We start from the raw sequence: 14,295 nt of genomic DNA, 5'->3' as shown, positions 1-14,295 counted from the left end.
AAGATCAAACATTATAGCCCAACATCGCGCAGCAGTTCGCGTAGTTGCTGCGTCGTGTCGACGAGATGCTGCGCTTGCCAGTCGGATGGCGCGGCGCCGTCGCCGCAGTAGCCGTACGCGGCCGCGACCGTCGCCATGCCGGCGGCGCTGCCGGCCTGAATGTCGCGCAGGTCGTCGCCGACGTAGACGATGCGCGCAGGCGCGAGCGTCAACTGGTCTGCCGCATGCAGCAGCGGGGCCGGGTGCGGCTTCGGGTGCGGCGTTGTGTCGCCCCCGACGACGCAGGCGGCGCGCGGCGCGAGACCGAGCAGGTCGACGAGCGGCGCCGTGAGCCGCATCGCCTTGTTCGTGACGATGCCCCAGCGCACGCCACGCGCGTCGAGCTCGTCGAGCACGTCGCCGATGCCCGGGAACAGCGTCGTATGCACGCACAGATCCGTTGCGTAGTTGGCCAGGAACTCGTCGCGCATCGCTTCGTAGCCGGGCGTGTGCGGATCGATGCCGAACGCGCCGCCGAGCAGGCCGCGTGCGCCGGCCGAGGCCAGCGGCCGCAGCACGTCGAGCGGTGTTTCGGGCAGGTCGCGCACGCGTTGCATCTTGTTGACGGCAGCCGCGAGATCGGGCGCCGTGTCGGCGAGCGTGCCGTCCAGGTCGAACAGCACGGCATCGCAGTGCAGCAGGCGCGGTTCGTCGAGTGCAGCCCGCGCGGTCGAGAGAGGAGTCGTCATGCCGGTTGGAAGGTCACGCGCCGCGGCGGCACGCGACGAGGTAGTTGATGTCGGCGTCGTTCGACAGCGCGAAGCGCTTGCCGATCGGGTGATACGTGATGCCCTTGATCTCCACGATGTGCAGATCCGTCGCGCGTATGAAGCCGGCCAGTTCCGACGGGCGGATGAAGCGCGCGTAGTCGTGCGTGCCCTTGGGCAGCATTTGCGCGATGTACTCCGCGCCGATCACGGCGAACAGGTAGGCCTTCAGGTTGCGGTTCAGCGTCGAGAAGAACACCCAGCCACCCGGTTTCACGAGCGTCGCGCACGCGGCGACGATATCGCCGGGCGACGGTACGTGCTCGAGCATCTCCATGCACGTGACGACATCGTAGGCGCCCGGTTCGCGCGCGGCGATCGCTTCGGCGGCGATGGCCTCGTAGTCGACCGTGATACCGCTTTCGAGGCTGTGCAGGTCGGCGACGCCAAGCGCTTCAGTCGACAGGTCGATGCCTTTCACTTGTGCGCCGAGTCCGGCCATCGATTCGGACAGGATGCCACCGCCGCAACCGATGTCGAGTGCGCGCTTGCCGGCGAGGTGCGCATGCGCATCGATCCATCCGAGCCGGACCGGGTTCAGGTCGTGCAGCGGCTTGAATTCGGCATTCGGATCCCACCACCGATGGGCGAGGTCGCTGAATTTCTGGAGTTCGTGCGGATCGGCGTTGGTCATGTCGGCAAACGGGCTACGGGAGGAGGGCGGTGCTGCGGTTCGTCAGCCCCGAGTATATAAGAAGCGGACGAGCGGCGAAGCGACGAGCGCCTGGGCGGGCGTCAAAGAAAAAGCCCCGCCGGGGCGGGGCTTTGAAGCAGTCGAAAACCGCGGCTTAGTTTGCCGGAACGGTCGTCTTCTGCACTTGCTGCGTACCAACCACTTCGACTTCCACGCGGCGATCCGGTGCGAGGCAGGCGATGAGTTGCTTGCGGTTCTTCTGGTTGCAGCCAGTCGTAACCGGGTTGCGCTTGCCCTTGCCTTCCGTGTAGATCTTGTTGGCCGGCACACCCTTGCTGACCAGGTACGACTTCACGGCTTGCGCACGGCGCAGCGACAGACGGTCGTTGTACTTGTCCGAACCGATGCGGTCCGTGTAGCCCGTTGCGACGACCACTTCCGTGTTCATGCCTTCGATCTTCGAAGCCAGTTCGTCCAGCTTTTGCTTGCCCAGCGGCTTGAGCGTTGCCTTGTCGAAGTCGAACAGTGCGTCAGCTTGATACGTGATCTTCTGGCTCGTGATTGCCGGAGCGACCGGAGCGACCGGCGGCTGCGGTGCCTGGGCGACCAGTGCGCCATCGCACTTCGCGTTGGCGGTGGCCGGCGTCCAGAACGCATCGCGCCAGCAGAGCTCGTTCGTGCCGTTCATCCACACCCATTCGCCCGTGCCGTTGACCCAGTTGTCATTGACGGCTTGACGCGACGCCGGCACCGACTGTGCCGAAGCGGATGCAGCCATAACTGCGGTAGCTGCAATGAACGCGAGCTTTGAAAGTTTATTCATATTTCTCCTCTCGAAATTGAGATTACCGCAGGTTTACTGCGAGCCTGTTGACGGTGACAAGTCATACATTGCTCGAAGTATAACATTGGTGCGGCACAAAAAACGCGGCGCCGCCTCTGTGTAGACTTCGAGCAGCGTCTAACTTTCAGTGCGTTGGCATTTTGCCATATCGTTCCCTTCCTACGAAAAAAAATCCTCCCCACCCCAAGATCGCTTCAACTTTGTGGTGCATGCGCAACACTGACCTGCCGTAACTTTTAGAGATTGTCAAGAGTGTGGCGACGAAATTGCGCCGGTGAATGCAGTTGTTTACTCGTGCGCGAAAAACAAGCGATGTTGCAATCGTCTGTGATGTCGAGTCGGGCGCGATTGCGGTGCGCAATTCCGGCCGATTCGCTGGCGCTGCGATTTTTGCTATTTATATATAGAGGGGGCGGCGAATTGGCGGCTGATGGGCGCATGTTAGAATCTCGCGTTGCGTTGCGCATGCAGCGCCCACGCGAAAGGCGTTCGCCGTCTTCGCTCCGAAACGATACGGATACATGGATCAATTCGCCAAAGAGACCCTGCCCACCTCCCTAGAGGAGGAAATGCGCCGTTCGTATCTCGATTACGCGATGAGCGTGATCGTCGGACGTGCCCTCCCGGATGTCCGCGATGGCCTGAAGCCCGTGCACCGGCGCGTGTTGTTCGCGATGCACGAACTGAACAACGACTGGAACCGCGCGTACAAGAAGTCGGCGCGTATCGTCGGTGACGTGATCGGTAAGTACCACCCTCACGGCGACACTGCGGTCTACGACACGATCGTGCGGATGGCGCAGGACTTCTCGCTGCGCTACATGCTGATCGACGGGCAGGGCAACTTCGGCTCGATCGACGGCGACAATGCCGCGGCGATGCGTTACACCGAAATTCGCATGGCGAAGATCGGTCACGAGCTGCTCGCCGACATCGACAAGGAAACGGTCGATTTCGAGCCGAACTACGACGGCAACGAAATGCAGCCGTCGGTCCTGCCGTCGCGCATCCCGAACCTGCTGATCAACGGCTCGTCGGGTATTGCGGTCGGCATGGCGACCAACATTCCGCCGCACAACCTGAACGAAGTCGTCGACGCGTGCCAGCACCTGCTGGGCAACCCGGAAGCGACGATCGACGAACTGATCGAGATCATCCCGGCGCCGGATTTCCCGACGGCCGGCATCATCTACGGCGTCGCCGGTGTGCGCGACGGCTACCGCACCGGGCGCGGTCGCGTCGTGATGCGCGCGGCCACGCACTTCGAGGAGATCGACCGCGGCCAGCGGATGGCGATCATCGTCGACGAGCTGCCGTACCAGGTGAACAAGCGTTCGCTGCTCGAGCGGATCGCCGAGCTCGTCAACGAGAAGAAGCTCGAAGGCATCTCCGACATCCGCGACGAGTCCGACAAGAGCGGCATGCGTGTCGTGATCGAGCTCAAGCGCGGCGAAGTGCCGGAAGTGGTGCTGAACAACCTGTACAAGGCGACCCAGCTCCAGGACACGTTCGGCATGAACATGGTCGCGCTCGTCGACGGCCAGCCGAAGCTGCTGAACCTGAAGGAAATCCTGCAGTGCTTCCTGTCGCATCGACGCGAAGTGCTGACGCGCCGCACGATCTACGAACTGCGCAAGGCCCGCGAACGCGGCCACGTGCTCGAAGGTCTCGCGGTCGCGCTCGCGAACATCGACGAGTTCATCGCGATCATCAAGGCCGCGCCGACGCCGCCGATCGCGAAGGCGGAGTTGATGGCGAAGCCGTGGGATTCGTCGCTCGTGCGCGAGATGCTCACGCGCGCCGAGAGCGAGAACGCGGCGGCCGGCGGCCGTTCCGCGTACCGTCCGGAAGGCCTGAACCCGGCGTTCGGCATGCAGGTCGACGGGCTGTACCGCCTGTCCGACACGCAGGCCCAGGAAATCCTGCAGATGCGTCTGCAGCGCCTGACCGGCCTCGAGCAGGACAAGATCATCGGCGAGTACCGCGAAGTGATGGCGCAGATCGCCGACCTGCTGGATATCCTCGCGCGCCCCGAGCGGATCACGACGATGATCGGCGAGGAGCTGACCTCGGTGAAGGCCGAGTTCGGCGACGCGCGCCGCTCGAAGATCGAGCTGAACGCGACCGAGCTGAACACCGAAGATCTGATCACGCCGCAGGACATGGTCGTCACGATGTCGCATGCGGGCTACGTGAAGTCGCAGCCGCTGTCCGAGTACCGTGCGCAGAAGCGCGGCGGTCGCGGCAAGCAGGCGACGCAGATGAAGGAAGACGACTGGATCGAGACGCTGTTCATCGCGAACACGCACGACTACATCCTGTGCTTCTCGAACCGCGGCCGCGTGTACTGGGTCAAGGTCTATGAAGTGCCGCAGGGCTCGCGCAACTCGCGCGGCCGCCCGATCGTCAACATGTTCCCGCTGCAGGAAGGCGAGAAGATCAACGTCGTGCTGCCGGTCAAGGAATTCTCGGCCGACAAGTTCATCTTCATGGCGACGTCGCTCGGCACCGTGAAGAAGACGCCGCTCGAGGCGTTCAGCCGTCCGATGAAGAAGGGCATCATCGCGGTCGGCCTCGACGAAGGTGACTACCTGATCGGTGCGTCGATCACCGACGGCGCGCACGACGTGATGCTGTTCTCGGATTCCGGCAAGGCCGTGCGCTTCGACGAGAACGACGTGCGTCCGATGGGCCGCGAGGCGCGCGGCGTGCGCGGCATGCAGCTCGAGGACGGGCAGCAGGTCATCGCGCTGCTGGTCGCCGGCAGCGAAGAGCAGACGGTGCTCACCGCGACCGAGAACGGCTACGGCAAGCGCACGCCGATCACCGAGTACACGCGTCACGGCCGCGGCACGAAGGGTATGATCGCGATCCAGACGTCCGAGCGCAACGGCAAGGTCGTGGCCGCAACGCTCGTCGATGCCGAAGATCAGATCATGCTGATCACGACGGCCGGCGTGTTGATTCGCACCCGTGTCTCGGAGATTCGCGAGATGGGGCGTGCCACGCAAGGTGTTACACTCATCAGTCTCGATGAGGGTACCAAGCTCTCTGGCCTGCAGCAGATCGCGGAGGCCGAGGAGGGTGACGGCGAGGCCGACGAGGCGTCGGACGGCGAAGCCTGAAGAACGGATGAGACTCTAGCCGCCGCGGGCGCGAAGCGCCGCGGCCGGCGAGCAACCATTCATATTTCCAAAAGGGAGTGATGATGCAAAAGCAATTCAAGCAACTGGTTCTGCTGGCTGCACTGGTGCCGACGTTCGCGATGGCGCAAGCGCTGTCGAATTCCGCACCGGCAGCTCCGGCAGCAGCTGCGCCGATCGACGCCGACAAGAAGGCAGCGATCAAGGATCTGCTCGACGCGATCGACGCGCCGAAGCTCGTGTCGGCAATCGGCAACAGCGCCGAAATGCAGGCCAAGCAACTCGTCCCGGCGATCCTGTCGGACGCGCTGTCGGAAAACAAGACGCTGAACGACAAGCAGAAGCAGGCTGCCGTTCCGACGCTGCAAAAGAACGCGGTGCCGAAGCTGGTTGACGGCGCAGGCAAGGTGTTCGGCACGCAACAGTTCCAGAACGACGCGATGTCGGCTCAGTACGACGCCTACGCGAAGTACTACAGCACGTCGGAGATCAAGGATCTGACGACGTTCTACAAGAGCCCGACGGGCCGCAAGTTCATCCAGGTTCAGGATCAAGTCGGTCGCGACGTGGTCAACGGCCTGATGCAGAAGTACATGCCGCAAGCTATCCAGGCAACGCGCACGCAGGCTGACAAGGAAGTCGCAGCAGTCAAGCCGGGCAAGTAAAGCCGTCCGGGCACGCCCCCGGCCGTTCGGCCGGGTTTGGCGGGAGCCTGACGACAGTGCGATAATGGCCGTTTGCGCGTGAGCGCAAGCGGCCATTTCTTTTCTGGCGCGTTCTGCCGGCAGCGAGCCGGTCGCGTCCCTCCGAGGTTTTCACGATGCGCGTCTTTAATTTCTCCGCCGGCCCTGCGGCGATGCCCGAGGAAGTGCTGCGGCAAGCTGCCGACGAAATGCTCGACTGGCACGGCAGCGGCATGAGCGTGATGGAGATGAGCCATCGCGGCAAGGAATTCATGTCGATCCACGAGGCCGCGCTGACCGACCTGCGCGACCTGCTCGGCGTGCCGGCCAGCCACCGGATCCTGTTCCTGCAGGGCGGCGGTATCGCGGAAAACGCGATCGTGCCGATGAACCTGCTCGGGTCGCGCAAGACGGCCGACTTCGTCGTCACGGGTTCGTGGTCGCAGAAGTCGTTCAGCGAAGCGAAGAAATACGGCACGCCGCATCTCGCCGCGACCGGCAAGACGGAAGACGGCTTCACGCGTGCGCCCGCGCGCGCCGAGTGGCAACTGTCGGACGATCCGGCCTACGTGCATCTGTGCACCAACGAGACGATCGACGGCGTCGAGACGTTCGAGATTCCCGATCTCGGCGACGTGCCGCTGGTCGCGGATGTCTCGTCGCACATCCTGTCGCGTCCGATGGACGTCGCGAAGTACGGCGTGCTGTTCGGCGGCGCGCAGAAGAACATCGGGATGGCCGGCGTGACGCTCGTGATCGTGCGCGAGGATCTGCTCGACCGCGCGCTGTCGATCTGCCCGTCCGCGTTCGAATGGAAGACCATCGCCGCGAACAACTCGCTGTACAACACGCCGCCCACCTACGCGATCTACATCGCGGGCCTGGTATTCCAGTGGCTGAAGCGGCAGGGCGGCCTCGAAGCGATCGAGGCCCGCAATATCGAGAAGGCGAAGCTGCTCTACGACACGATCGATTCGAGCAGTTTCTATCTGAACAAGGTCGAGCCGGCAGCACGTTCGCGGATGAACGTGCCGTTTTTCCTGGCCGACGAAACGCGCAATGAAGACTTCCTCGCCGGCGCAAAGGCGCGCGGGCTGCTGCAGCTGAAGGGCCACAAGTCCGTCGGCGGCATGCGGGCGTCGATCTACAACGCGGTGCCGCTCGAGGGCGTGAAAGCGCTCGTCGAGTACATGAAGGACTTCGAGCAGCGCGGCGCCTGACGGCGGCGCTGTTCAAACAGCACGGCAAAACGCATGGACGACGAACTGAATTCCCGCCTGAAACCGCTGCGCGATCGCATCGACGCGATCGATGCGCAGCTGATCTCGCTCCTGAACCAGCGCGCCGCGGTGGCGCTGGAGGTGGGCGAGGTCAAGAAGCATTTCAACGCACCGGTGTTCCGGCCGGAGCGCGAGCTGCAGGTGATCGCGCGGCTGCAGGACATGAGCGCGGGGCCGCTCGCGAGCGAGCACATCAGCGCCATCTGGCGCGAGATCATGGCCGCGAGCCGCGCGCTCGAGCAGACGATCCACGTCGCGTTCCTCGGGCCGGTCGGCACGTACAGCGAGCAGGCGATGCTCGAGTATTTCGGCCAGTCGATCGAAGGGCTGCCGTGCCCGTCGATCGACGAGGTGTTCCGTTCGGTCGAGGCCGGTGCGTCCGCGTTCGGCATCGCGCCGGTCGAGAATTCGACCGAAGGCGCCGTGTCACGCACGCTCGACCTGCTGCTGCAGACGCAACTGTTGATCAGCGGCGAGCTCGCGCTGCCGATCCACCACAACCTGCTGACGCAGAGCGGCACGCTCGACGGCGTGAAGCGCGTCTGCGCGCATGCGCAGGCGCTCGCGCAATGCCAGCAGTGGCTCGCGGCGAATGCGCCGCAGCTCGAGCGGCAGGCGGTGGCGAGCAACGCGGAGGCCGCGCGTCTCGCGGCGGCCGATCCGACCGTCGCGGCGATCGCGGGCGACCGCGCAGCCGCACACTACGGCTTGCAGATCGCGTTCTCGCTGATCCAGGACGATCCGCACAACCGCACGCGCTTCGTGATCATCGGCAAGCAGCCGGCCGGGCAAAGCGGTCACGACCAGACGTCGCTGATCGTGTCGGTGAAGAACGAGCCGGGCGCCGTGTTCAAGCTGCTCGAGCCGCTCGCGCGGCATGGCGTGTCGATGACGCGCTTCGAGTCGCGCCCGGCGCGCGTCGGCACGTGGGAGTACTACTTCTACATCGACATCGAAGGGCACCGGGACGATGCGGCGGTGGCGGCCGCGCTGGCGGAACTCGGCCAGAAGGCTGCGTTCCTGAAGGTACTCGGTTCGTATCCGCGCGCACGCTGATGCGCGGCGGCCCGTCGCCTGCTCGAGCAGGCGTTGCGGCCAGGCGGGCAGGGCAGCCGGTCGGTGCTGCCGAAGGCGGGTTCGGGCGGTGTCCGGCGCAGGTTGCGCCGGATGCGAGCCCGTTGCCCGGAATCTGGAATTCCGCGTGCGGGGTGTCGTCCTGCGCGCGTAACTTGGCTCTTGTCGTGTCAGGCTTTGCATTCAACAAACTGGTCATCTTCGGCGTCGGCCTGATCGGCGGATCGCTGGCCCGCGCGCTGCGCGAGCGCGCGCCGGGCAGCGCGGGCGAGGTCGTCGGCGTGGGCCGTTCGCGTACGTCGGTCGAGCGCGCGCTCGCGCTCGGCGTGATCGACCGCGCGGCAGCGCTCGACGACGACGCGCAATTGCGCGACGCGCTGGCAGGCGCCGATCTCGTGCTGCTGGCGGCACCCGTCGCGCAGACGGGCCCGTTGCTCGCGCGCATCGCGCCGTGGCTTGAAGCGGCGACGATCGTCACCGATGCGGGCAGCACCAAGTCCGATGTCGTCGTGGCCGCGCGCGAAGCGCTCGGCGCGCGCATCGCGCAGTTCGTGCCGGGGCATCCGATTGCCGGTCGCGAGTCGAGCGGCGTCGAGGCCGCGTTGCCGGATCTGTATGTCGGCCGCAACGTCGTGCTGTGCCCGCTGCCGGAGAACCTGCCCGAATCCGTCGCCCGGATCGACGCGATGTGGCGCGAAACCGGCGCCGACGTGCGCACGATGAGCACCGAGCAGCATGATCGCGTGTTTGCGTCGATCAGCCATCTGCCGCACGTGCTGTCGTTCGCGCTCGTCGAGCAGATCCTTGGCGAGGCCGACGCGGAACTGAAATTCTCGTACGCGGCGGGCGGTTTCCGCGATTTCACGCGCATCGCCGCGTCGAGCCCGGAGATGTGGCGCGACGTGTGTGTCGCGAACCGCGCGGCGCTGCTCGACGAACTCGATGGCTACACGCGCGTGCTCACACGGCTGCGCGCGGCGATCGACGCCGGCGACGGCGCGGCGCTCGAAGCCGTGTTCACGCGCTCGCGCGCCGCGCGCAAGGCATGGCAGGAGCGCGGCGGTACGCCCGCTGCCGAACCGGTCAAGAAATAACAGGACGATTCCCATGGACTATCTCGATCTCGGCCCATACTCCAGCGCATCGGGCACCGTGCGCCTGCCCGGCTCGAAAAGCATTTCGAACCGCGTGCTGTTGCTCGCGGCGCTTGCCGAAGGCGAAACGACGATCACCAACCTGCTCGACTCCGACGACACGCGCGTGATGCTCGACGCACTCGGCAAGCTCGGCGTGAAGCTCGCGCGCGATGGCGACACCTGTGTCGTCACGGGCACGCGCGGCGCATTCACCGCGAAGACGGCCGACCTGTTCCTCGGCAACGCGGGCACGGCCGTGCGGCCGCTGACCGCCGCGCTCGCGGTGAACGGCGGCGACTATCGCGTGCATGGCGTGCCGCGCATGCACGAGCGGCCGATCGGCGATCTCGTCGACGGCTTGCGGCAGATCGGCGCGCAGATCGACTACGAGCTGAACGAAGGCTACCCGCCGCTGCGGATCAAGCCCGCGACGGTTTCCGTCGACGCACCGATCCGCGTGCGCGGTGACGTGTCGAGCCAGTTCCTCACGGCGTTGCTGATGACGCTGCCGCTCGTGAAGGCGAAGGACGGCAAGACCGTCGTCGAGGTCGACGGCGAACTGATCTCGAAGCCGTACATCGACATCACGATCCGGCTGATGGAGCGCTTCGGCGTGACCGTCGAGCGCGACGGCTGGCAGCGCTTCGTCGTGCCGGCCGGCGTCCGCTATCGCTCGCCGGGCCGGATCATGGTCGAGGGCGACGCGTCGTCCGCGTCGTACTTCCTCGCGGCCGGCGCGCTTGGCGGCGGCCCGCTGCGCGTCGAAGGCGTGGGGCGTGCGAGCATCCAGGGCGATGTCGGCTTCGCGAATGCGCTGATGCAGATGGGCGCGAACGTGACGATGGGCGACGACTGGATCGACGTGCGCGGCATCGGCCACGACCACGGCAAGCTCGAGCCGATCGACATGGACTTCAACCTGATCCCCGATGCGGCGATGACCATCGCGGTCGCGGCGCTGTTCGCGAACGGCACGAGCACGCTGCGCAACATCGCCAGCTGGCGCGTGAAGGAAACCGACCGCATCGCCGCGATGGCGACCGAGCTGCGCAAGGTCGGTGCGATCGTCGAGGAAGGCCCCGACTATCTCGTCGTCACGCCGCCGGAAAAGCTCACGCCGAACGCGGCGATCGACACGTACGACGACCACCGGATGGCGATGTGCTTCTCGCTCGTCAGCCTGGGCGGCGTGCCCGTGCGGATCAACGACCCGAAGTGCGTCGGCAAGACGTTCCCCGACTATTTCGACCGCTTCGCCGCGCTCGCCAAAGCCTGACCTGATTGTTCCGATGAAATCGACCCGACCCTTTCACCCGACCCCTGTCATCACGATCGACGGCCCGACTGCTTCCGGCAAGGGCACCGTCGCCGCGCTCGTCGCCGCGCATCTCGGCTTCCACCTGCTCGACAGCGGCGCGCTGTACCGTCTCGCGGCGCTGGCGAGCGTGCGCTACGACATCGCGGCCGACGACATCGATGCACTCGTGAAGCTGATCGACGATCTCCACATCACGTTTCGCGAAGGCTGCGCGCAGCTCGACGGCGTCGATGTGTCGAACGACATCCGCGCCGAAGCGGTCGGCAACCGCGCATCGGCGATCGCCGTGCACGGACCGGTGCGCACCGCGCTCGTCGCGCGCCAGCGCGCGTTCCGCAAGACGCCGGGCCTCGTTGCAGACGGGCGCGACATGGGCACCGTGATCTTCCCGGACGCCGTGCTGAAGGTGTTCCTGACGGCCAGCGCCGAGGCGCGCGCGACCAGACGGCATAAGCAATTGATGCAAAAAGGTTTTTCTGCTAATATAGATGACTTGCTCCGGGATCTTCGTGAACGTGACGCGCGCGACAGCAATCGCGCGGCCGCGCCGCTGAAGCCCGCGGCAGATGCCAAGCTGCTCGATACGTCGGCACTTTCGGTCGATGAAGCCGTCGATCAGGTGCTGCAGTGGTACCGGGCGCTCGGCCAGCCCGCCTGAGAAGGCGGGTAGCGGTAGGTGCTCCGCGCATAAGTGCGGGGCGTGTTTCGAACCCTTAACCCCGTGTGGACCTCGATCTGGCCCTTTCAGCCTGCCATTCCGGCCGGCGTGGCACAGCGATCCATGCACAATCAGATTTTTATGTCCGACCTGCAAACCTCTACCCCGAATACTGAATCTTTCGCGGCTCTGTTCGAAGAGTCGCTGACCCGCCAAGACATGCGCGCCGGCGAAGTGATTTCCGCCGAAGTCGTGCGCGTCGACCACAACTTCGTGGTCGTCAATGCAGGCCTGAAGTCCGAGGCTTACATTCCGATCGAGGAATTCCTGAACGATCAGGGCGAGGTTGAGGTGCAGTCGGGCGATTTCGTGTCCGTCGCGATCGACGCACTCGAAAACGGCTACGGCGACACGATCCTGTCGCGCGACAAGGCGAAGCGCCTTGCATCGTGGCTGTCGCTGGAAAAGGCTCTCGACAACAACGAACTCGTCACCGGCACGATCACCGGCAAGGTGAAGGGCGGCATGACCGTGATGGTCAACGGCATCCGCGCGTTCCTGCCGGGTTCGCTGGTCGACACGCGTCCGGTCAAGGACACGACCCCGTACGAAGGCAAGACGCTCGAGTTCCGCGTGATCAAGCTCGATCGCAAGCGTAACAACGTCGTGCTGTCGCGTCGTGCAGTGATCGAAGCAACCCAAGGCGAAGAGCGCGCGAAGCTGCTCGAGACGCTGAAGGAAGGCGCGATCGTCAACGGCGTGGTCAAGAACATCACCGACTACGGCGCGTTCGTCGACCTCGGCGGCATCGACGGCCTGCTGCACATCACCGACATCGCATGGCGTCGTGTGCGTCACCCGAGCGAAGTCCTGTCGGTTGGCCAGGAAGTCACCGCGAAGATCCTCAAGTTCGACCAAGAGAAGAACCGCGTCTCGCTGGGCATTAAGCAACTGGGCGACGATCCGTGGGAAGGCATCTCGCGCCGTTACCCGTCGGGCACGCGCCTGTTCGGCAAGGTCACGAACATCACCGACTACGGCGCATTCGTCGAAGTGGAATCGGGCATCGAAGGCCTCGTCCACGTGTCGGAAATGGACTGGACCAACAAGAACGTTGCTCCGTCGAAGGTTGTCCAGCTGGGCGACGAAGTCGAAGTCATGGTCCTCGAGATCGACGAAGACCGTCGTCGTATCAGCCTCGGCATGAAGCAGTGCAAGCCGAATCCGTGGGATGACTTCAGCCGCAACTTCAAGAAGGGCGACAAGATCACGGGCGCAATCAAGTCGATCACCGACTTCGGCGTGTTCATCGGTCTGCCGGGCGGCATCGACGGCCTGGTCCACCTGTCGGACCTGTCGTGGAGCGAAGCTGGCGAAGAAGCTGTTCGCAAGTACAAGAAGGGCGACGAAGTCGAAGCAATCGTGCTCGGTATCGACGTCGAGAAGGAGCGTATTTCGCTCGGCATCAAGCAGCTCGAAGGCGACCCGTTCAGCAACTACGTTGCAATGAACGACAAGGGCTCGATCGTCGACGGCGTCGTGAAGACGGTCGATGCGAAGGGTGCGGTCGTCACGCTGACGGGCGACATCGAAGGCTACCTGCGCGCGTCGGAAATCTCGCAGGATCGCGTCGAAGATGCACGCAACGTGCTGAAGGAAGGCGACAAGGTCAACGCGATGGTGATCAACATCGATCGCAAGTCGCGCGGCATCAACCTGTCGATCAAGGCGAAGGATTCGGCTGAGCAACAGGAAGCGATCCGCGGCCTGCAGTCGGACTCCAGCTCGGCTGCGACCGGTACGACCAACCTCGGCGCGCTGCTGAAGGCGAAGCTCGACGGCCAGAACCAGTAAGCCTCACGAGGTCTGCTGAAGTATGACCAAATCCGAGTTGGTCGCGCAGCTGGCATCGCGATTTCCGCAACTTGTCCTCAAGGATGCGGATTTCGCGGTGAAAACGATGCTCGATGCGATGTCTGACGCCCTGGCGAAAGGGCATCGTATCGAAATTCGCGGTTTCGGCAGCTTTGGCCTCAACCGTCGCCCGGCGCGCGTCGGACGCAACCCGAAGTCGGGGGAGAAAGTGCAGGTGCCCGAGAAGTTCGTGCCGCACTTCAAGCCTGGCAAGGAATTGCGTGAACGCGTCGACGGCCGTGCCGGTGAGCCGCTGAAGGCTGACGATCCGGACGACGAGCGTTGAGCGTCATCCGGTTTGCCCGGAACCTATCCGGCGAAGGCTGAAAAGAAAAGCGCCCCTTGCGGGCGCTTTTTTCATTTCCGGCGCGGGTGGCGTAACGGGTGAGCGCAGGATGTGCGCAGCCGCGGAAACGCTTCCTTTACAATACGGGTCGATTCGGTGCGACGAAGGGGAGTCGCGCGCCGCGGCAAACCTCAACAAAGAGAGGGCTTCATGAAGTTTATCGTCTGGCTGATCCGGGTATTGGTGTTCGTACTGCTGCTGGTGCTTGCGCTGGCCAATACGCAAACCGCGACGCTGAATTTCGTTGCCGGCTTTTCATGGCAAGCGCCGCTGATCCTGCTCGGCCTGGCGTTCTTCGGCGTGGGGCTGCTGGCCGGTTTGCTGTCCGCGCTGCCGTCGATCTTCCGCCTGCGTCTCGAGAACGGGCGCCTGAAGCGCGATCTGCGCGCGGCGCGCGAAACGCCGGCCGTCATCGACCAGCCGCCGATGCCGCCCGTCATTTAACACGGACGCCGCGCG

At 64.6% G+C, this 14,295-nt stretch carries 13 protein-coding genes; 10 read left to right on the top strand and 3 right to left on the bottom strand.

What is annotated here, in order from left to right; translation table 11 throughout:
* Positions 1-11 precede the first annotated feature (11 nt).
* The 3 genes from gph to ompA form a co-directional block, all read right to left on the bottom strand.
* A complete protein-coding gene (gene gph / locus G3N61_RS00830) occupies positions 12-728 on the bottom strand; it encodes a phosphoglycolate phosphatase (protein ID WP_043181845.1) in 717 nt (238 codons plus the stop codon).
* Between the two features lie 13 nt (positions 729-741).
* Positions 742-1,440: a bifunctional 2-polyprenyl-6-hydroxyphenol methylase/3-demethylubiquinol 3-O-methyltransferase UbiG gene (gene ubiG, locus G3N61_RS00825; protein WP_205821105.1), complete on the bottom strand. Its 699-nt coding sequence runs from the start codon at positions 1,438-1,440 to the stop codon at positions 742-744.
* A 154-nt stretch (positions 1,441-1,594) separates the two neighbouring features.
* The gene (gene ompA, locus G3N61_RS00820; protein WP_006476579.1) at positions 1,595-2,263 is read right to left on the bottom strand and encodes an outer membrane protein OmpA; all 669 of its coding nucleotides are present in this window, start codon (positions 2,261-2,263) and stop codon (positions 1,595-1,597) included.
* A gap of 542 nt (positions 2,264-2,805) precedes the next feature.
* Between ompA and gyrA the strand changes: the two genes are divergently transcribed.
* The 10 genes from gyrA to G3N61_RS00770 all read left to right on the top strand — a co-directional run bounded on the left by gyrA (position 2,806) and on the right by G3N61_RS00770 (position 14,280).
* Complete coding sequence (gene gyrA, locus G3N61_RS00815) at positions 2,806-5,409, top strand: DNA gyrase subunit A (RefSeq protein WP_089450129.1); 2,604 nt, start codon at positions 2,806-2,808, stop codon at positions 5,407-5,409.
* An 83-nt stretch (positions 5,410-5,492) separates the two neighbouring features.
* Complete coding sequence (locus G3N61_RS00810) at positions 5,493-6,092, top strand: DUF2059 domain-containing protein (protein WP_011351329.1); 600 nt, start codon at positions 5,493-5,495, stop codon at positions 6,090-6,092.
* Between the two features lie 155 nt (positions 6,093-6,247).
* Complete coding sequence (gene serC / locus G3N61_RS00805; protein ID WP_043181853.1) at positions 6,248-7,330, top strand: 3-phosphoserine/phosphohydroxythreonine transaminase; 1,083 nt, start codon at positions 6,248-6,250, stop codon at positions 7,328-7,330.
* Positions 7,331-7,363: 33 nt separating this feature from the next.
* Positions 7,364-8,446, top strand: coding sequence for a prephenate dehydratase (gene pheA / locus G3N61_RS00800; RefSeq protein ID WP_043181854.1), 1,083 nt, complete (start codon positions 7,364-7,366; stop codon positions 8,444-8,446).
* Positions 8,447-8,631: 185 nt separating this feature from the next.
* Positions 8,632-9,558, top strand: coding sequence for a prephenate dehydrogenase/arogenate dehydrogenase family protein (locus G3N61_RS00795; RefSeq protein ID WP_205821104.1), 927 nt, complete (start codon positions 8,632-8,634; stop codon positions 9,556-9,558).
* Positions 9,559-9,571: 13 nt separating this feature from the next.
* Positions 9,572-10,876, top strand: coding sequence for a 3-phosphoshikimate 1-carboxyvinyltransferase (gene aroA, locus G3N61_RS00790; RefSeq protein WP_043181857.1), 1,305 nt, complete (start codon positions 9,572-9,574; stop codon positions 10,874-10,876).
* A gap of 13 nt (positions 10,877-10,889) precedes the next feature.
* Positions 10,890-11,576 carry a (d)CMP kinase gene (gene cmk / locus G3N61_RS00785; protein ID WP_043181860.1) on the top strand — a complete coding sequence of 229 codons (687 nt, stop codon included), beginning with the start codon at positions 10,890-10,892 and terminating at the stop codon, positions 11,574-11,576.
* A gap of 123 nt (positions 11,577-11,699) precedes the next feature.
* On the top strand, positions 11,700-13,430 hold the full coding sequence (gene rpsA / locus G3N61_RS00780) for a 30S ribosomal protein S1 (RefSeq protein ID WP_342352384.1): 1,731 nt from the start codon (positions 11,700-11,702) through the stop codon (positions 13,428-13,430).
* A 22-nt stretch (positions 13,431-13,452) separates the two neighbouring features.
* Positions 13,453-13,776, top strand: a complete 324-nt coding sequence (locus G3N61_RS00775; protein ID WP_006486894.1) for an integration host factor subunit beta — start codon at positions 13,453-13,455, stop codon at positions 13,774-13,776.
* A gap of 210 nt (positions 13,777-13,986) precedes the next feature.
* The gene (locus tag G3N61_RS00770) at positions 13,987-14,280 is read left to right on the top strand and encodes a LapA family protein (protein WP_043181862.1); all 294 of its coding nucleotides are present in this window, start codon (positions 13,987-13,989) and stop codon (positions 14,278-14,280) included.
* Positions 14,281-14,295 lie beyond the last annotated feature (15 nt).

Origin of the sequence: Burkholderia sp. Ac-20349, from assembly GCF_017104865.1 — a bacterium.
Classification (GTDB): domain Bacteria; phylum Pseudomonadota; class Gammaproteobacteria; order Burkholderiales; family Burkholderiaceae; genus Burkholderia; species Burkholderia aenigmatica.
Note: the sequence above shows the minus strand (reverse complement) of the source record. Positions and strands in the feature narration are given on the sequence as shown.